Source organism: Kosakonia sp. R1.Fl, from assembly GCF_023516815.1.
GTDB lineage: Bacteria > Pseudomonadota > Gammaproteobacteria > Enterobacterales > Enterobacteriaceae > Kosakonia.
Genome location: NZ_JAMGSQ010000001.1, coordinates 1,412,307 through 1,431,690 on the forward strand (window position 1 = coordinate 1,412,307; position 19,384 = coordinate 1,431,690).

At 53.7% G+C, this 19,384-nt stretch carries 17 protein-coding genes; 13 read left to right on the plus strand and 4 right to left on the minus strand.

Annotated features, from left to right (window positions below; translation table 11 throughout):
• Positions 1-1,545 carry a threonine ammonia-lyase, biosynthetic gene (gene ilvA / locus M8Q36_RS06690; RefSeq protein WP_249882726.1) on the plus strand — a complete coding sequence of 515 codons (1,545 nt, stop codon included), beginning with the start codon at positions 1-3 and terminating at the stop codon, positions 1,543-1,545.
• On the opposite strand, the gene ilvY is transcribed toward ilvA, so the two are convergent.
• Positions 1,542-2,432 (minus strand): HTH-type transcriptional activator IlvY, encoded by an 891-nt coding sequence (ilvY, locus tag M8Q36_RS06695; RefSeq protein ID WP_249880395.1) that lies wholly within the window; start codon positions 2,430-2,432, stop codon positions 1,542-1,544. The genes ilvA and ilvY overlap by 4 nt on opposite strands.
• Positions 2,433-2,649: 217 nt before the next feature.
• Between ilvY and ilvC the strand changes: the two genes are divergently transcribed.
• The 3 genes from ilvC to M8Q36_RS06710 all read left to right on the plus strand — a co-directional run bounded on the left by ilvC (position 2,650) and on the right by M8Q36_RS06710 (position 5,085).
• Positions 2,650-4,125, plus strand: coding sequence for a ketol-acid reductoisomerase (gene ilvC, locus M8Q36_RS06700; protein WP_249880396.1), 1,476 nt, complete (start codon positions 2,650-2,652; stop codon positions 4,123-4,125).
• Between the two features lie 157 nt (positions 4,126-4,282).
• Positions 4,283-4,720 (plus strand): RrF2 family transcriptional regulator, encoded by a 438-nt coding sequence (locus M8Q36_RS06705; RefSeq protein ID WP_249880397.1) that lies wholly within the window; start codon positions 4,283-4,285, stop codon positions 4,718-4,720.
• Positions 4,720-5,085 carry a DUF1360 domain-containing protein gene (locus M8Q36_RS06710; RefSeq protein WP_097407616.1) on the plus strand — a complete coding sequence of 122 codons (366 nt, stop codon included), beginning with the start codon at positions 4,720-4,722 and terminating at the stop codon, positions 5,083-5,085. Before M8Q36_RS06705 ends, M8Q36_RS06710 begins: the two co-directional genes overlap by 1 nt.
• A gap of 34 nt (positions 5,086-5,119) precedes the next feature.
• Here M8Q36_RS06710 and ppiC read toward each other — a convergent pair whose 3' ends face one another.
• Entirely contained in the window at positions 5,120-5,401 is a 282-nt protein-coding gene (gene ppiC / locus M8Q36_RS06715) for a peptidylprolyl isomerase PpiC (protein WP_001140255.1), read from the minus strand.
• A 261-nt stretch (positions 5,402-5,662) separates the two neighbouring features.
• Between ppiC and rep the strand changes: the two genes are divergently transcribed.
• Complete coding sequence (rep, locus tag M8Q36_RS06720) at positions 5,663-7,684, plus strand: DNA helicase Rep (RefSeq protein WP_017459710.1); 2,022 nt, start codon at positions 5,663-5,665, stop codon at positions 7,682-7,684.
• Between the two features lie 173 nt (positions 7,685-7,857).
• Here the strand turns inward: rep and gppA are convergent, their stop codons facing one another.
• Positions 7,858-9,342, minus strand: a complete 1,485-nt coding sequence (gene gppA / locus M8Q36_RS06725) for a guanosine-5'-triphosphate,3'-diphosphate diphosphatase (protein WP_200553529.1) — start codon at positions 9,340-9,342, stop codon at positions 7,858-7,860.
• 4 nt (positions 9,343-9,346) lie between these two features.
• Positions 9,347-10,615 carry an ATP-dependent RNA helicase RhlB gene (rhlB, locus tag M8Q36_RS06730; protein WP_249880398.1) on the minus strand — a complete coding sequence of 423 codons (1,269 nt, stop codon included), beginning with the start codon at positions 10,613-10,615 and terminating at the stop codon, positions 9,347-9,349.
• A 144-nt stretch (positions 10,616-10,759) separates the two neighbouring features.
• Here rhlB and trxA point away from each other — a divergent pair, with 144 nt between their 5' ends.
• The 8 genes from trxA to rffA all read left to right on the plus strand — a co-directional run bounded on the left by trxA (position 10,760) and on the right by rffA (position 19,383).
• Positions 10,760-11,089 (plus strand): thioredoxin TrxA, encoded by a 330-nt coding sequence (trxA, locus tag M8Q36_RS06735; RefSeq protein ID WP_017459713.1) that lies wholly within the window; start codon positions 10,760-10,762, stop codon positions 11,087-11,089.
• A gap of 344 nt (positions 11,090-11,433) precedes the next feature.
• Entirely contained in the window at positions 11,434-12,693 is a 1,260-nt protein-coding gene (gene rho, locus M8Q36_RS06740) for a transcription termination factor Rho (RefSeq protein ID WP_004386383.1), read from the plus strand.
• 244 nt (positions 12,694-12,937) lie between these two features.
• Positions 12,938-14,041, plus strand: a complete 1,104-nt coding sequence (gene wecA, locus M8Q36_RS06745) for a UDP-N-acetylglucosamine--undecaprenyl-phosphate N-acetylglucosaminephosphotransferase (RefSeq protein WP_249880399.1) — start codon at positions 12,938-12,940, stop codon at positions 14,039-14,041.
• Between the two features lie 13 nt (positions 14,042-14,054).
• Positions 14,055-15,101, plus strand: a complete 1,047-nt coding sequence (wzzE, locus tag M8Q36_RS06750; RefSeq protein WP_249880400.1) for an ECA polysaccharide chain length modulation protein — start codon at positions 14,055-14,057, stop codon at positions 15,099-15,101.
• A 55-nt stretch (positions 15,102-15,156) separates the two neighbouring features.
• Entirely contained in the window at positions 15,157-16,287 is a 1,131-nt protein-coding gene (wecB, locus tag M8Q36_RS06755; RefSeq protein WP_249880401.1) for a non-hydrolyzing UDP-N-acetylglucosamine 2-epimerase, read from the plus strand.
• Entirely contained in the window at positions 16,284-17,546 is a 1,263-nt protein-coding gene (wecC, locus tag M8Q36_RS06760) for a UDP-N-acetyl-D-mannosamine dehydrogenase (protein WP_249880402.1), read from the plus strand. The genes wecB and wecC overlap by 4 nt, the downstream gene beginning before the upstream one ends.
• Positions 17,547-17,570: 24 nt before the next feature.
• Positions 17,571-18,248 carry a dTDP-4-amino-4,6-dideoxy-D-galactose acyltransferase gene (rffC, locus tag M8Q36_RS06765; protein WP_249880403.1) on the plus strand — a complete coding sequence of 226 codons (678 nt, stop codon included), beginning with the start codon at positions 17,571-17,573 and terminating at the stop codon, positions 18,246-18,248.
• A gap of 4 nt (positions 18,249-18,252) precedes the next feature.
• Positions 18,253-19,383, plus strand: a complete 1,131-nt coding sequence (gene rffA, locus M8Q36_RS06770; RefSeq protein ID WP_086868443.1) for a dTDP-4-amino-4,6-dideoxygalactose transaminase — start codon at positions 18,253-18,255, stop codon at positions 19,381-19,383.
• Position 19,384: the final 1 nt, after the last annotated feature.

Sequence of the window (19,384 nt, forward strand, 5' to 3'; positions counted from 1 at the left end):
ATGGCCGAATCCCAACCCCTCTCAGCCGCTCCCGAAGGGGCGGAATATCTGAGAGCGGTGCTGCGTGCGCCGGTTTACGAAGCGGCGCAGGTAACGCCGCTGCAAAAAATGGAAAAGCTCTCTTCGCGTCTCGACAACGTGATCCTGGTGAAGCGCGAAGACCGCCAGCCGGTGCACAGCTTTAAGCTGCGTGGCGCGTACGCAATGATTGCCGGGCTGACGCCTGAGCAGAAAGCGCATGGCGTGATTACCGCTTCTGCGGGCAACCACGCGCAGGGCGTGGCGATGTCATCCACGCGGCTGGGTATCAAATCGCTGATTGTGATGCCGGTTGCCACTGCGGATATCAAAGTGGATGCGGTGCGCAGCTTTGGTGGCGAAGTGCTGTTGCACGGTGCCAATTTCGACGAAGCGAAAGCGAAAGCCATTGAGCTGGCTGAGCAACAAGGTTTCACCTTTGTACCGCCGTTTGATCACCCGATGGTGATTGCCGGACAGGGCACGCTGGCACTGGAGTTGCTGCAACAGGACGCGCATATCGATCGGGTTTTTGTGCCGGTCGGCGGTGGTGGTTTAGCGGCGGGCGTGGCGGTGTTGATTAAACAGTTGATGCCGCAAATCAAAGTGATCGCCGTTGAAGCGGAAGACTCTGCCTGCCTGAAAGCGGCGCTGGATGCGGGCCATCCGGTCGAGTTACCGCGCGTGGGCTTGTTTGCCGAAGGCGTGGCGGTAAAACGCATTGGTAACGAAACTTTCCGTCTGTGCCAGGCGTATCTCGATGACATCATCACTGTCGATAGCGATGCGATTTGTGCGGCGATGAAAGATCTGTTCGAAGATGTCCGTGCGGTGGCGGAACCGTCCGGCGCGCTGGCGCTGGCGGGGATGAAAAAATACATCGCTAAACACAACATCCGCGGCGAGCGGCTGGCGCATGTGCTTTCCGGCGCGAATGTGAATTTCCACGGCTTACGTTATGTTTCTGAGCGTTGCGAGCTGGGCGAGCAGCGGGAAGCGCTGCTGGCGGTGACTATTCCGGAAGAGAAAGGTAGCTTCCTGAAGTTCTGCCAGTTGTTGGGCGGGCGTTCCGTAACCGAATTTAACTATCGCTTTGCCGATGCCAAAGACGCCTGCATTTTTGTCGGCGTGCGTTTAAGCCGCGGGCTGGAGGAGCGCAAAGAGATCCTCGCGCTGCTGAACGAAGGCGGTTATAGCGTGGTGGATCTTTCCGACGATGAGATGGCGAAACTGCACGTGCGTTACATGGTGGGCGGGCGACCGTCGAAACCGCTGCGCGAACGCCTGTACAGTTTTGAGTTCCCGGAATCGCCCGGCGCGCTGCTGAAGTTCCTGCATACGCTTGGTACGCACTGGAATATTTCATTGTTCCATTACCGCAGCCACGGCACCGATTATGGGCGCGTTCTGGCAGCATTCGAATTAGGCGAGCATGAGCCAGATTTCGAAACCCGGCTCAACGAGCTGGGCTACGAGTGCCACGACGAAACAAATAACCCGGCATTCCGCTTTTTCCTTGCCGGTTAGTTGTTTGGCAGGATTTTCCAGAACGCATCAATAAGCGGCTCATAGAGCCGCTTTTTTTGTACACACACGCCAAGCTCAAACGGCGTTTTCTCATCGCTGCGCTCAAGGATCATCACGCGGTTGCGCACCGGCTCCGGGCTGTTTTCCAGCACCACTTCCGGGATTAGCGCCACGCCGCAGCCGAGTGCGACCATTGACACCATCGCTTCGTGACCGCCGACGGTAGCGTAAATCGACGGGTTGCTGATTTTGTGGCGGCGGAACCACAGCTCGATACGGCGGCGCACCGGGCCTTGATCCGCCATGATAAACGGTACGGTTGACCAGTCCGGTTCGGGCTGCGAAACCTGGCTCCGTACCGGGCAGGGAAGCGCAGGTGCTATCAGCACCACGGCCAGGTTTTCCAGCATCGAAAAGGCAACCGCGCCGGGCAGCGTTTCCGGTTTCCCGGCAATCGCCAGATCCGCTTCGCCAGTGACCACTTTTTCCATCGCATCAGCGGCATCGCCGGTGGTGAGCTTGATCTCTACCGACGGGTGTTCCGCGCGAAAGCGATCAAGAATCGGCGGCAAATGGCTGTAAGCCGCGGTGACGGAACAGAAAAGATGCAGCTCGCCGGAGAGCGACGGCCCTTGCTGGTCGATGGTGTGGCGCAATTGCTGATACTGCAATAACGTTTGTTGCGCGAAAACGCGCAACTCTTCACCCGCTTCAGTCAGCGTGACGGTACGGTTATCGCGCACAAACAGTGGCTGCCCGAGATCTTCTTCCAGCCGCTGGATTTGTCGCGAAAGCGTGGAAGGGCTGACATGCATGGCGCGCGCGCTGCGGCCAAAATGGCGGCTTTCGGCCAGATGCAGGAACGTTTTCAGATCGCGTAAATCCATGAGACAGACTCCACAAATTTACATTGCAAAAATTGCAATGTGACATTGTTAATATATCAATTTAAGCAACGCATTTCCTGTCATATAGTGGGTTCAATCTCGCTTATCAGCGAACTGAACAATAAATATTGCCCTGAATAATTTGCGCAACAGAAAATCTAAAGCGTTAGCGCAAAAGAAGAACGGCACAACACAACATCACACGACGAGGTCTCAAATGGCTAACTACTTTAATACACTGAACCTGCGCCAGCAGCTGGCGCAGCTGGGCAAATGCCGCTTTATGGCGCGTGACGAATTTGCCGATGGCGCAAGCTACCTTCAGGGTAAAAAAGTGGTCATCGTCGGCTGCGGTGCCCAGGGCCTGAACCAGGGCCTGAACATGCGCGACTCCGGTCTGGATATCTCTTACGCGCTGCGTAAAGAAGCCATTGCGGAAAAACGCGCGTCCTGGCGCAAAGCGACCGAAAACGGTTTTAAAGTCGGCACGTATGAAGAGCTGATCCCGCAGGCGGATCTGGTAGTGAACCTGACGCCGGACAAACAGCACTCTGACGTCGTGCGTTCCGTGCAGCCGCTGATGAAAGACGGCGCGGCACTGGGCTACTCTCACGGTTTCAATATCGTGGAAGTGGGTGAGCAGATCCGTAAAGACATTACCGTCGTGATGGTGGCACCGAAGTGCCCAGGCACTGAAGTGCGTGAAGAGTACAAACGTGGTTTCGGTGTTCCGACGCTGATCGCCGTCCACCCGGAAAACGACCCGAAAGGCGAAGGAATGGCGATTGCTAAAGCCTGGGCTGCGGCAACCGGTGGTCACCGTGCGGGTGTTCTGGAGTCCTCTTTCGTTGCGGAAGTGAAATCCGACCTGATGGGCGAGCAGACTATCCTCTGCGGCATGTTGCAGGCGGGTTCTCTGCTGTGCTTTGACAAGCTGGTGGCGGAAGGTTCCGACCCGGCTTACGCAGAAAAACTGATTCAGTTCGGCTGGGAAACCATCACCGAAGCGCTGAAACAGGGCGGTATTACGCTGATGATGGATCGCTTGTCCAATCCGGCGAAACTGCGTGCTTACGCGCTGTCTGAACAGCTGAAAGGCATCATGGCGCCGCTGTTCCAGAAACATATGGACGACATCATCTCCGGCGAGTTCTCTTCCGGCATGATGGCTGACTGGGCCAACGATGATAAGAAACTGCTGACCTGGCGTGAAGAAACCGGTAAAACCGCGTTCGAAACCGCACCGCAGTTTGAAGGCAAAATCAGCGAGCAGGAGTACTTTGATAAAGGCGTGCTGATGATTGCGATGGTGAAAGCGGGCGTTGAACTGGCGTTTGAAACCATGGTGGCGTCCGGCATTATCGAAGAGTCCGCTTACTATGAATCGCTGCACGAACTGCCGCTGATTGCCAACACCATCGCGCGTAAACGTCTGTATGAGATGAACGTGGTTATTTCCGATACCGCAGAGTACGGCAACTACTTGTTCTCTTACGCTTGCGTACCGCTGCTGAAAGAGTTTATGACCACGCTGCAAACGGGCGATTTGGGTAAAGCGATTGCCGAAGGCGCGGTAGATAACGCGCAGCTGCGCGATGTGAATGATGCGATTCGCAGCCACGCCATTGAGAAAGTGGGTCAGAAACTGCGCGGTTATATGACGGATATGAAACGTATCGCCGTCGCGAGCTAAATCCTGTCGTTTTTCGGCAACGATAAGACGACATTCATCGAAAAATTCAAGCCCGGAGGCGTTAGCGCTTCCGGGCTTTTTTATGCGCGACACTGGACGCGATCTTTTTTGCCCATTTGTCTTGTTGAATTCGTCTTTATGTAATATCGTAAGTTACATGAAAATAAATAACTCATTCTCCGCGACGCTGCACATCCTGCTCCATATGGAACAGGCCGATAAACCGATGACATCGGAACAGATGGCTGAATACATCGACGGTAACCCGGCGTTTATTCGCAAACTGCTCGCCGGGTTACGGGAAAAACAGATTGTCTGCGCGACCAAAGGGCACCACGGCGGCTGGCGGCTTTGTCGCTCCGCCAACCATGTCACTCTTTACGACATCTATATTGCACTGGGATCGCCTGCGTTGTTCGCATTGGGTAATCGTAATGAGAACCCTGAGTGCCTGGTTGAACAAGGGGTGAACCGGGTGATGTCGTCAACGCTTGCCGACGCACAATCGCTGATCCTTGAACGATTTAAAAACCTGACGCTACAGGATGTCGGTGCGGAATTTATCAGTTACTTCAACGAAAAGGGGCACCACTGATGATTGCAGATTTAACCACCTGCCTGATGATTGCGCTGGCTGCCAGCAGCATTTCAATTACGGTGACGCAAACGGAGCTGTTTGCGGCTTTTCGTGAATGGACGGTGAAAAAGAACGCAATGATAGGGCACTTATTTCAGTGTTTCTATTGTCTGAGCCACTGGGCGGTGTTTGGCGGCATGCTGGTGTACCGTCCTGCGCTGTTGCACAGCGGCTTTGCATTGATTGACTGGGTGATGACGGCGTTTATTACCATTACGCTGGCGACCCTGATTAATGGCCTGATGTTTAAAGTGTTCCAGGCGGCAATCAGCATGCATGTGATGAAGCATGACGCGCAGCAGAAACTGCAACCGCACAAATAAAAAAACAGCCTCTCTGTGATGAGAGGCTCAATCATTAGTTGCGGTACAGCACTTTGATGATGTGGTAACCGAACTGGGTGTGCAGCGGGCCGGTTGGCTCCAGCACCGGGCAGGAGAACACCACTTTATCGAACGCGGGAACCATCTGGCCCTGACGGAATTCGCCCAAATGTCCGCCTTTTTTGCCTGACGGGCAGATAGAGTGTTTCTTCGCCAGCTTTTCGAAATCGCCGCCGTTTTTGATCTGTTCCAGAAGATCCAGTGCCAGTTTCTCTTCTTTAACAAGGATATGCAGTGCTGCTGCGGTTTTTGCCATGATCGTGCCTTGAGTGAGGTTGTTGAGGCTGGCTATACTACCACGCGTTTATACACTTCGATCTTCATTCTGCCCCGGCTTTGAGTTGCTCCTGCGGCTCAACTTATGCGAGGGCCGTGGTACCGCAGTAAGCTGCGTTAAAATCTGAATCCCGGCAGATTCGTTATCCCACCACTTACATTAGTAAGCGGCTGAAGATTCACGGCCTGAATGATTTTGTGTATATATTTCCCCTCCAGACTTTTCATTGAGTGATTTTTTATGCGTTTAAACCCCGGACAACAACAAGCCGTCGAATTTGTCACCGGACCATGCCTGGTGCTGGCGGGAGCGGGATCCGGTAAAACACGCGTGATCACCAATAAAATCGCCCATTTGATCCGTGGCTGTGGCTATCAGGCGAAACATATCGCGGCGGTAACCTTCACCAACAAAGCGGCGCGCGAGATGAAAGAACGTGTTGCGCAGACGCTGGGGCGCAAAGAGGCGCGTGGATTGATGATCTCTACGTTCCACACGCTGGGGCTGAATATCATCAAACGTGAGTTCGCCGCGTTGGGGATGAAATCTAACTTTTCTCTGTTTGACGACACCGATCAGGTCGCGTTGCTGAAAGATCTGACCGAAGGGCTGATCGACGATGACAAAGTGGTGTTGCAACAACTGATCTCCACGATCTCAAACTGGAAAAATGATCTGCTGACGCCGCCGCAGGCCGCTGCGCGAGCAAACGGCGAGCGCGACCGTATTTTTGCTCATTGCTACGGTCTGTACGACGCCCATATGAAGGCGTGTAACGTACTCGATTTTGACGACCTGATCCTGCTGCCGACGCTGTTATTGCAGCGCAACGAAGAGGTGCGCGAACGCTGGCAGAACAAGATCCGTTATCTGCTGGTGGATGAATATCAGGACACCAACACCAGTCAGTATGAGCTGGTAAAGCTGTTAGTGGGCCAGCGCGCGCGCTTCACCGTCGTGGGTGACGATGACCAGTCGATTTATTCGTGGCGCGGGGCGCGGCCGCAAAACCTGGTGCTGTTGAGCCAGGATTTCCCGGCATTGCAGGTGATTAAGCTGGAGCAAAACTACCGCTCTTCCGGGCGCATCCTGAAAGCGGCGAATATCCTCATCGCCAACAACCCACACGTGTTCGAAAAGCGACTTTTTTCCGAGCTGGGTTACGGTGCGGAGCTGAAAGTGCTCAGCGCCAACCACGAAGAACATGAAGCCGAGCGCGTGACCGGTGAGCTGATTGCTCACCATTTCGTGAATAAAACCGAATATAAGGATTATGCGATCCTCTATCGCGGCAACCACCAGTCGCGCGTATTCGAAAAATTCCTGATGCAGAACCGCATCCCGTACAAGATTTCAGGCGGCACCTCGTTCTTTTCTCGCCCGGAAATCAAAGATCTGCTGGCCTATTTGCGGGTGCTGACCAATACGGATGATGACAGTGCATTTCTGCGCATCGTGAATACGCCAAAGCGTGAAATTGGCTCAGCAACGCTGCAGAAGTTGGGCGAATGGGCGATGTTGCGCAATAAGAGCCTGTTTGCCGCTAGCTTTGACGTTGGCCTGAATCAGACGCTGACCGGGCGCGGTTACGACGCGCTGACGCGGTTTACTCACTGGCTGGGTGAGGTTCAGCGCTTGTCGGAACGCGAACCCATCGCGGCGGTGCGCGATTTAATACATGGCATCGATTACGAATCCTGGTTGTTCGAAACATCCGCCAGCCCGAAAGCGGCGGAGATGCGCATGAAAAACGTCAACACGCTGTTCGGCTGGATGACGGAGATGCTGGAAGGCAGCGAACTGGACGAGCCGATGACGCTGGCGGAAGTCGTCACGCGCTTTACCCTGCGCGACATGATGGAGCGTGGCGAGAGTGACGACGAATCCGATCAGGTGCAGTTGATGACGCTGCACGCTTCTAAGGGCCTTGAATTCCCGTATGTTTTTCTCGTTGGTATGGAAGAGGGGTTATTGCCGCACCAGAGCAGTATCGATGAAGATAACGTCGATGAAGAGCGGCGGCTGGCTTATGTGGGCATCACCCGTGCGCAGAAAGAGCTGATTTTCACCCTCTGCAAAGAACGCCGCCAGTACGGTGAGTTAGTCCGCCCCGAGCCGAGCCGCTTCCTGCTGGAATTACCGCAGGACGATCTGATTTGGGAACAGGAACGCAAAGTGGTCAGCGCCGAAGAGCGCATGCATAAAGGTCAGGCCAACGTGGCGAATATTCGCGCGATGCTGGCGAAAGCGAAGGACAAATAAAAATCCACCGTCAGCGAAGGCGGCATGGATTACGGCTCCTGAAGTACGGGCTGGAAACGTAAAAAGAGGTGTCTGCCCGCTCTGTAAGGTTGGATCCGGCAGCGCTGCTGAACGTTAGTTTTCAGCAAGCAATAAAAAAGCCCGCAGCAAGCGGGCTATATTCCGTATGAGAATTACTGGATTTCCAGCGACCAGTGCACATAACTCTGCCACTGGCTTTCCTGATCAATCAATTCTGCGCCGAGTGGGTGACTCGCCAGCCACCCTTGCGGTAGCGTCAGCACCAGCTTCTCTCCCTGCGCGGTGACCGCGATTTCTGGCAGCAGATCGTCACGACGACGGCTGGCGAAAATAATGGCAAGACGAAGCAGGCGACAAAGATGCTCGGCTACGCGCGGTGGTACGGCGTTTTGCTGATGCAACGATGAGAGATCGACCGCGTTCGTCTGATTAAGCAGCAGTGTCGCGAGCAGTTTCTTTTGCGCGGGGGTAAACCCAGGCAAATCGAGATTACGCACCAGCCATGCCGCGTGCAGCGGTGCTTGCTTAAACTCAATGCTCAAACCAATTTCATGCAGTTCGCAGGCAACTTTCAGGATTTCGATGCTGTACGCATCTAATTCCCACACTTTAGCAACGCTCTGCGCAAAACGCCCGGCCAGCGTTGTCACGCGGCGGGATTGATCGGTATCGATAATAAAACGGCGTTGAATATTACGCAGCGTGCGGCTACGAATGTCTTCATCAACCGCCAGGTGCAACATGCCGTAGACCAGACCTTCGCGTAATGCGCCACCGGCCAGCGTCATGCTTTCAATATTCATTTCGGTGAAGATAGCGATAAGGATTGCCAGACCGCTCGGGAACACCAACGCGCGTTCGAGCGTCAGGCCTTCGATTTCCAGCTCTTCAAGCCGTCCGCACTGTATGGCGCGCTGTTTAAGCTGCTGCAATTTAGCAAGGGTGATGCGCTCATCCATGCCCTGCGCCATCATAATTTCTTGCAGCGCCTGAACCGTACCCGATGCCCCGACACAAACTTTCCAGCCGTGGCGGCGAAGCTCATCGGCAACCGGGCGCAGCACCTCACGCGCAGCCTGTTCGGCGGCGGCGAAGTTTTCCTGCCCGAGATTTCGGTCGGTAAAAAAGCGCTCAAGCCAGGTGACACAGCCCATCGACAGGCTGAAAAGGGAGGTCGTTTGTGCACCGGTGCCGGTAACCAGCTCCGTGCTGGCGCCGCCAATATCAACCACCAGACGCTGATCCGCGCCACCTGTCGTGTGCGCAACGCCCTGATAAATCAGTCGCGCTTCTTCCTCACCGCTAATGACTTGCACCGGGCAGCCGAGGATTTCTTGCGCTTTGTCGATAAATTCCTGCGCGTTAACCGCCAGGCGCAACGTGGCCGTTGCTACGACGCGGATTTGCTCCTGGGGAATATCCTGTAGACGTTCGGAAAACAGCCGCAGGCACTGCCAGCCTCGCTCCATCGCTTCCTGAGAAAGGCGATTATCGGGGCTTAATCCTGCAGCCAGGCGAACTTTACGTTTGATGCGAGAAAGCGTCTGAATGCTTCCCGCCACCTCGCGCACAACCAGCATATGAAAACTGTTAGATCCAAGATCAATAGCGGCATAGAGCGAGGCGGAACCGAGCATATTTTTAACCTGAACGACGACGATTACGTGGAGCGCCACCGCTGCGGCGTGGGCCGTTGCCAGAGCGTGAGCGCGTCAGGCGTTTTGGCGGCGGCAGCTCGGTGAGCAGGGCATCCGGATCGTATTTGCTGACCGGAATCGAGTGCCCGATATAGGTCTCAATCGCCGGCAGGTTCAATGCGTACTCTTCACAAGCGAGGCTGATTGAATGACCGCTGGCGCCAGCGCGACCGGTACGACCGATACGGTGAACGTAATCTTCGCAATCATCCGGCAGATCGTAGTTAAAGACGTGCGTGACCGCAGGAATATGCAGACCACGAGCTGCAACGTCAGTCGCCACCAGAATGTCGAGATCGCCACGCGTGAACTCATCAAGAATACGCAGGCGTTTTTTCTGCGCAACATCGCCGGTCAGCAAACCAACACGATGACCATCTGCAGCCAGGCTGCCCCAGATATCTTCACAGCGGTGTTTGGTGTTAGCGAAGATAATGGCGCGATCCGGCCACTCTTCTTCAATCAGTGTTTGCAGCAGACGCATTTTCTCGTCGTTGGACGGATAGAAAAGCTCTTCTTTTATACGATGGCCCGTTTTTTGTTCCGGCTCCACTTCGACGTATTCAGCGTTATTCATCTGCTCAAATGCCAGCTCGCGCACCCGGTAGGACAGCGTGGCGGAGAAGAGCATGTTCAAACGTGAAGTCACGGGTGGCATGCGGCGGAACAACCAGCGGATATCTTTGATAAAGCCCAGATCGTACATACGATCTGCTTCGTCCAGCACCACGACCTGGATCGCGCCCAGGTTAATATGGTTCTGTTTGGTGTAATCGATCATTCGGCCCGTGGTGCCGATTAAAATATCGACGCCGCTTTCCAGCACTTTCAGCTGTTTGTCGTAGCCGTCACCGCCGTAAGCCAGACCCAGCTTCAGGCCAGTCGCCTGCGCCAGCGGTTCTGCATCGGCGTGAATTTGCACCGCGAGTTCACGTGTCGGCGCCATAATAATTGCGCGCGGCTGGTTCACTTTACGGTCTTCGATTGCCGGGTGAGAGAGAAGATAATGAAACGTTGACGTTAAAAACGCCATCGTTTTGCCGGTACCGGTTTGCGCCTGACCTGCAACATCACGGCCCGCCAGCGTCAGCGGAAGAGCCAGAGCCTGAATAGGCGTGCAATTATGAAACCCTTTTTTTTCAAGGGCTTCGATCACCTTTGGGTGCAGGGCGAAGTCGGTAAACTTCTGTTCTGTTAAATGTGTTTTGCTCATAGTGTGGTAGAATATCAGCTTACTATTGCTTTACGAAAGCGTATCCGGTGAAATAAAGTCAACCTTTAGTTGGTTATTGTGGCATCAACACGTTGCTGTTTTATGCTACACCAACATGCCAGGCTTATTCCTGTGGAGTTATATATGAGCGATAAAATTATTCACCTGACTGACGATAGTTTTGACACGGATGTACTCAAAGCGGACGGGCTTGTGCTCGTTGATTTCTGGGCAGAGTGGTGTGGACCGTGTAAAATGATCGCCCCGATTCTGGATGAAGTCGCTGATGAGTACGAAGGCAAGCTGACCATTGCGAAACTGAACATCGACCAGAATCCAGGCACCGCGCCGAAATACGGCATCCGTGGTATCCCAACCCTGCTGCTGTTTAAAAACGGCGAAGTGGCAGCAACCAAAGTTGGTGCCTTGTCTAAAGGCCAACTGAAAGAGTTCCTGGACGCCAACCTGGCGTAACCCCAGACTCTGCCGGCGTGCCAGCAGTCCTAATTTTTTTGGATCGCTGGACGCCCGGCTTCAGCCGTGCTAATTTAGTTTTGACTTCGTTTTGAACATACCTTTAGTTGTTTGAATCTTGCATTACCCCGATACTTCCCGCAGAGCAACACCATCGCGAGAGAAGTCGACAGATTCCGGGCTTATCACTTATTCCGTCTTATCGTTTCAGTTCTGCGTACTTTCCTGTGACCAGGCACCGATCAGACATAAGTTGATGGCCGTTAACAGGCATGGATGACCCTGCCATACCATTCACAACATTAAGTTCGAGATCTACCCCGAGTTTAAGAACCCACACCATTATGAATCTTACCGAATTAAAGAATACGCCGGTTTCTGAGCTGATCACTCTCGGCGAAAATATGGGGCTGGAAAACCTGGCCCGTATGCGCAAACAGGACATCATTTTCGCCATCCTGAAGCAGCACGCGAAGAGTGGCGAAGATATCTTTGGCGATGGCGTGCTGGAGATTCTGCAGGATGGATTTGGTTTCCTCCGTTCCGCAGACAGCTCCTACCTCGCCGGCCCCGACGACATCTACGTATCCCCCAGCCAAATCCGCCGTTTCAACCTCCGCACTGGTGACACCATTTCAGGTAAGATTCGCCCGCCGAAAGAAGGCGAACGTTACTTTGCATTGCTGAAAGTTAACGAGGTGAACTTCGATAAGCCGGAAAATGCGCGCAATAAGATTCTGTTCGAAAACTTAACGCCGCTGCACGCGAATTCTCGTCTGCGTATGGAGCGTGGTAATGGCTCGACGGAAGACTTAACCGCACGCGTACTGGATCTGGCGTCGCCGATCGGTCGTGGTCAGCGTGGTCTGATTGTCGCACCGCCAAAAGCCGGTAAAACCATGCTGCTGCAGAACATCGCGCAGAGCATTGCTTACAACCATCCTGACTGCGTACTGATGGTGCTGCTGATTGACGAGCGTCCGGAAGAAGTGACCGAGATGCAACGTCTGGTTAAAGGCGAAGTGGTTGCTTCTACCTTTGACGAACCGGCTTCCCGTCACGTGCAGGTTGCAGAAATGGTTATCGAGAAGGCTAAACGCCTGGTCGAACACAAGAAAGACGTTATCATTCTGCTGGACTCCATCACTCGCCTGGCACGCGCTTACAATACCGTTGTTCCGGCCTCTGGCAAGGTACTGACCGGTGGTGTCGACGCGAACGCCCTGCACCGCCCGAAACGCTTCTTCGGTGCCGCGCGTAACGTGGAAGAGGGCGGCAGCCTGACCATTATCGCGACCGCGCTGATTGATACCGGTTCAAAAATGGATGAAGTGATTTACGAAGAGTTTAAAGGCACCGGTAACATGGAACTGCACCTCTCGCGTAAAATCGCTGAAAAACGCGTCTTCCCGGCGATTGATTACAACCGTTCTGGTACGCGTAAAGAAGAGCTGCTCACCACTCAGGAAGAGCTGCAGAAAATGTGGATCCTGCGCAAAATCATTCACCCGATGGGTGAGATCGACGCGATGGAGTTCCTCATTAACAAGCTGGCAATGACGAAGACCAATGATGAATTCTTCGACATGATGAAGCGCTCTTAATATAAATAAACCTCGGAAGCGCCACGTTTTTACGTGGCGTTTTTTATTTGCGAGCTATACGCTATATGCACTGGGACAGGCATTGTCCAACGCTGGCGACAACAAATAGACTATTCATCATTTTGAATGATTTATTTGTTTGAAAAGTAAACAATAACGCCTGTGAATGACCTGCATTCTCCTTTTATGGGGCGTGGCATCGTCGTTATACTGTCAGGATAAACATTAGCTGAGAGCATGCATTGTGAATTTACTCACTGCTTTGACGGAATTATTCAGTATTTTTTTGTTCACCACCGTTTTTTTGTTTTTTGCCCGCAAAGTGGCAAAACGCATCGGTCTGGTGGACAAACCCAACTTTCGTAAACGGCATCAAGGGTTGATTCCGCTGGTTGGGGGCATCTCAGTTTATGCGGGGATTTGTTTTACCTTTAGCGTTACCGATTACTATATTCCCCATGCAGCGCTCTATCTCTTTTGCGCAGGGGTTCTGGTATTTATAGGTGCGCTGGACGATCGCTTTGATATCAGTGTGAAAATCCGAGCCTCTATTCAGGCGCTGATTGCCATTGTCATGATGGTCGTCGGCAAGCTTTATCTCAGCAGCCTCGGCTATATTTTTGGCTCATGGGAGATGGTGCTCGGGCCTTTCGGCTACTTACTGACATTGTTTGCTGTATGGGCAGCAATCAACGCATTTAATATGGTTGATGGCATTGATGGCCTTCTCGGTGGGCTTTCCTGCGTTTCGTTTGCTGCAATCGGCTTCATCTTATGGTTTGACGGGCAATCCAGCCTTGCGCTGTGGTGTTTCGCCATGATTGCCGCGATACTACCTTACATCTTATTGAACCTGGGTATCCTGGGACGTCGCTACAAAGTCTTTATGGGCGACGCCGGAAGTACGCTTATCGGTTTTACCGTCATTTGGATTTTGCTCGAAACGACGCAGGGCCAAACACACCCGATCAGCCCGGTTACGGCTTTATGGATCATCGCCATTCCTTTAATGGATATGGTGGCAATCATGTATCGCCGTTTACGCAAAGGGATGAGTCCTTTTTCGCCGGATCGTCAGCATATTCATCATCTGATCATGCGCGCAGGGTTTACTTCTCGTCAGGCCTTTGTGCTTATTACCCTTGCAGCCGCTTTGCTGGCCAGTATTGGCGTTGCCGCAGAATATCTCCGTCTCACCCCAGAATGGGTGATGTTGGCATTGTTCTTGCTTGCGTTCTTTTTATATGGCTACTGCATTAAGCGTGCGTGGAAAGTGGCGCGTTTTATTAAACGTGTAAAACGCAGAATACGCCGTAGCAGGGGTCAAAAATCAACACTAACCAAGTAAAACCGGGAAAGCGATGATTCAACCAGCGTCAGGAACACCTTCAATGGGAACGGAAAACGAACTGGATATCCGAGGTTTATTCCGTACTTTGTGGGTAGGAAAATTATGGATCGCGGGAATAGCACTGCTGTTTGCTTTGCTCGCCTTAGTCTGGACCTTCTTTGCTACCCAGGAGTGGAGTGCGACCGCAGTTACCGACCGTCCCACTGTTAATATGCTGGGGGGCTATTATTCCCAGCAACAGTTCCTGCGTAACCTGGACGACAAAGCTAACCAGACACCTACCGATCAGGTATCGGTCATGGATGAGGCGTACAAAGAGTTCATCATGCAACTCGCCTCCTGGGATACGCGCCGCGATTTCTGGTCGCAAACGGATTATTACAAACAGCGTCTGGTCGGTAACAGCAAAGCGGATGCGGCGACGCTCGATGAGCTCATCAATAACATCCAGTACACGCCAGGAGACGTTGTTCGCAACCTTAATGACAACGTTAAGTTGATTGCTGAAACTGCGCCCGATGCCAACAACCTGCTACGCCAGTATGTCGCTTTTGCCAGCCAGCGTGCTGCCAGCCATCTTAACGATGAGCTGAAAGGTGCCTGGGCCGCGCGTACTATCCAGATGAAAGCACAGGTTAAACGCCAGGAAGAAGTAGCAAAGGCAATTTTTAACCGCCGTCTGCACAGCGTTGAGCAAGCACTTCAAATCGCTCAACAGCACAACATTTCCCGCACTGAGACAGAAGTTCCGCCAGATGAATTGCCAGATTCAGAACTGTTTATGCTGGGTCGCCCAATGCTGCAAGCGCGGCTGGAAAACCTGCAGGCAGTGGGGCCGCAGTTTGATCTGGACTATGATCAAAATCGGGCAATGCTGAATACGCTTAACGTCGGTCCGACCCTTGATCCCCGTTTTCAGACATATCGTTATTTGCGTACGCCGGAAGAACCGGTAAAACGCGACAGCCCGCGTCGTGCTTTCCTGATGATCATGTGGGGAATTGTTGGTGCGTTAATCGGCTCCGGAATTGCATTAACACGCCGCCGTTCGAATTAAACGCCGTCTGAGATGAAGGCTTCGTGCCTTCATCCTCTAATCGAAGAGAATCGTTGTGAAAGTACTTACCGTATTTGGCACGAGGCCAGAAGCCATCAAAATGGCTCCGCTGGTACATGCGCTGGCAAAGGATCCAGACTTTGAAGCAAGAGTTTGCGTCACTGCGCAGCATCGGGAGATGCTTGATCAGGTATTAACGCTCTTCTCTATTGTTCCGGATTACGATCTAAACATTATGCGGCCAGGACAAGGGCTTACGGAAATTACCTGCGGCATCCTTGAGGGCTTAAAACCCATCCTTGAATCTTTCCGTCCGGATGTGGTGCTGGTGCATGGCGACACGACAACGACGATTGCGGCGAGCCTTGCCGCGTTTTATCAGCGTATTCCTGTCGGGCATGTTGAAGCGGGCCTGCGTACTGGCGATCTCTCTTCGCCATGGCCAGAAGAGGCAAACCGCACGCTGACGGGCCACCTGGCGATGTATCACTTTGCGCCGACGGAAAACTCCCGCCTCAATTTACGCCGTGAGAATGTTGCGGATAACCGTATTTTTGTCACTGGCAATACCGTTATTGATGCCCTTTTCTGGGTTCGCGACAGCGTGATGAACAATCCTTCGCGCTACGAGGAGCTGGCGGCGCGTTATCCGTTCCTCGACAGAGATAAAAAACTCATTCTTGTCACCGGGCATCGCCGTGAGAGTTTTGGGCTTGGTTTTGAACAGATTTGCCATGCGCTGGCGGATATCGCCGCGCAACACGATGATGTGCAAATTGTCTATCCGGTCCATCTGAATCCCAATGTCAGCGAGCCAGTAAACCGAATTCTTGGTCACGTCGAGAACGTTACCCTGATAGAACCCCAGGATTACCTGCCGTTTTTGTGGTTGATGAATCATGCCTGGCTGATCCTGACGGATTCGGGTGGCATACAGGAAGAAGCGCCTTCGCTCGGCAAGCCGGTGCTGGTGATGCGTGATACCACCGAACGCCCGGAAGCCGTCGATGCGGGCACGGTTAAACTGGTTGGCACGGATCGCCAGCGCATTGTGGAAGAGGTCTCGCGCCTGCTTCATGACAACGATGCCTGGCAGGCGATGAGCCGCGCGCACAACCCTTATGGTGACGGGCTGGCCTGTGGCCGCATTTTGCACGCACTTAAAAATAATCGGGTAACACTATGAGCTTTAAAACCATTTCCGTTATTGGCCTGGGCTATATTGGTCTGCCTACCGCAGCGGCGTTTGCGTCACGGCAGAAGCAGGTTGTTGGTGTCGATATCAATGCCCATGCGGTGGAAACCATTAACCGTGGCGAAATCCATATCGTCGAGCCGGAACTGGGAAATGTAGTGAAATCGGCGGTAAACGGCGGTTATCTTCGCGCGAGCACCACACCGGTCGTCGCAGATGCTTACTTGATCGCCGTGCCAACGCCGTTTAAAGGCGAGCACGAGCCGGATATGGCCTATGTTGAGGCGGCGGCTAAATCCATCGCGCCAGTGCTCGGCAAAGGCGCGTTAGTGATCCTTGAGTCGACCTCACCGGTAGGGGCAACAGAACAGATGGCGCAGTGGCTTGCTGAAGCGCGCCCGGATCTCACTTTCCCGCAGCAGGCGGGTGAAAACGCCGACATTAATATCGCCTACTGCCCGGAGCGCGTGCTGCCGGGGCAAGTGATGGTTGAGCTGATTAAAAATGACCGCGTGATTGGCGGGATGACGCCGGTTTGTTCGGCGCGAGCCAGCGAGCTGTACAAAATTTTCCTCGAAGGCGAATGCGTGGTGACCAACTCGCGTACCGCTGAAATGTGCAAACTTACCGAAAACAGTTTCCGTGATGTCAACATTGCGTTTGCCAACGAACTGTCGCTGATTTGCGCCGATCAGGGGATCAATGTTTGGGAGTTGATTCGCCTGGCGAACCGCCATCCGCGTGTCAATATTCTCCAGCCGGGGCCTGGCGTCGGCGGGCACTGTATCGCTGTTGATCCGTGGTTTATTGTCGCGCAGAACCCGCAGCAGTCGCGGCTTATCCGCACCGCGCGTGAAGTTAACGACTTTAAGCCGCACTGGGTGTTGAATCAGGTTAAGGCGATGGTTGCCGATTGTCTGACGGCCAGCGGCAAACGCGCCAGTGAAATCAAAATCGCCTGTTTCGGGCTGGCCTTTAAGCCCAATATCGATGATTTGCGTGAAAGCCCGGCAATGGAAATTGCCCTCGATATCGCACAGTGGCACAGCGGTGAAACGCTGGTGGTGGAACCGAATATTCATCAACTGCCAGCTAAATTCGCCGGACACGCCACGCTGGTAAATACCCATGATGCGCTGGCGCAGGCCGATGTGCTGGTGATGCTGGTTGATCATAACGAGTTTAAAGCGGTGGAGAGCGCCAGCATTAGTCAGCAGTTCGTTGTTGATACCAAAGGTGTCTGGCGCTAAGCGAGCGTGCATAAAGGAAACAGCATGAATATTCACGGTACGGTAGAAGAGCTGACCTGGGAAAGTCGCTTTTTTAGCTTGCGTAGCGCGATTGTTCGCCTGCAACCCTCTGCTCCTGCGCTGACCCGCGCGGATTTTGCTAATTGGGAGCGTGTGCAGGTGAAACTGCCGGCATCGCAGCCCGGGATGCTGGATGCGTTGCAGCAGCTCGGTTTTCAACTGGTTGAAGGCGAGATCGACCTTTCGCTGGCGGTAGAGGAACAGGGCGTCGATCCGGCGGCTGAAGAGGCGACGCTTGCGGATATCCCTGTGCTACGCCAGATGGCCGCTGAAATCTTTGTGCAGAGCCGGTTCCGCGCACCCTGGTATCCAGCAGAGGCGAGCGGGCGTTTTTATGCGCAATGGATTGAAAACGCGGTAAAAGGCGAGTTCGACCATCAATGTTTGGTCTTCCGTAATGTGCATGGCGCTATCGCTGGCTTTGTCTCGCTGCGCCAGCTCAACGAACAGGAAGCCCGTATTGGTCTGCTGGCCGGACGCGGTACGGGCGAAAAATTAATGCAGGCGGCGTGTCATTGGGCGCGCCAGCGCGAGCTAAAACGTGTGCGGGTAGCGACTCAGCTTGGGAACACTGCCGCACTTAAACGCTATATTCAGAGCGGGGCGAATATTGAAAGCACCGCCTTGTGGCTATACAGGTGACTCTATGATCCCCTTTAACGCTCCACCGGTGGTGGGAACGGAACTCGACTACATGCAGTCGGCGATGGGCAGCGGTAAGTTGTGCGGCGATGGCGGTTTTACCCGCCGTTGTCAGCAGTGGATGGAGCAGCGTTTTCGCAGCGCGAAAGTCTTGCTGACGCCTTCCTGCACGGCATCGCTGGAAATGGCCGCGCTACTGCTGGATATCCAGCCCGGCGATGAAGTGATCATGCCGAGCTACACCTTCGTTTCGACCGCCAATGCGTTTGTCCTGCGCGGTGCGAAAATCGTCTTTGTTGATATCCGCCCGGATACCATGAACATTGATGAAACGCTGATCGAAGCCGCCATCACCGAAAATACTCGCGCCATTGTGCCGGTGCATTACGCGGGTGTCGCCTGCGAAATGGATACCATCATGGCGATTGCCAAACACCATAATTTGTATGTGGTGGAAGATGCCGCACAGGGCGTGATGTCGACCTATAAAGGGCGGGCGCTGGGCACCATCGGCCATATTGGTTGCTTTAGTTTCCATGAAACCAAAAACTACACCGCCGGTGGCGAAGGCGGCGCGACGCTGATTAATGATCGCGCGCTGGTAGAGCGGGCGGAAATCATTCGTGAGAAAGGCACCAACCGCAGCCAGTTCTTCCGTGGGCAGGTGGATAAATACACCTGGCGGGATATCGGTTCCAGCTATCTGATGGCGGATCTCCAGGCGGCCTATTTATGGGCGCAACTGGAAGCGGCAGAACGCATCAACCAGCAGCGCCTGGCGCTGTGGCAAACCTATTACGACGCGTTAAAACCGCTGGCGCGCGCGGGTCGCATTGAGCTGCCCTCTATCCCTGCGGAGTGCAGCCATAATGCGCATATGTTTTATATCAAGCTGCGCGATGAAGCCGACCGCAGTGCGCTGATTGCCTTCCTGAAAGAAGCGGAAATCCTCGCGGTGTTCCACTATATCCCGCTGCATGCTTCACCAGCCGGTGAAAAATTCGGCGAATTCCACGGCGAAGATCGTTACACCACACAAGAAAGTGAGCGTTTGCTTCGTCTGCCGCTGTTCTACAACCTGGCACCGGTTAATCAGCGCACCGTTATCAGCACGCTTCTGAGCTACTTCAACTGAC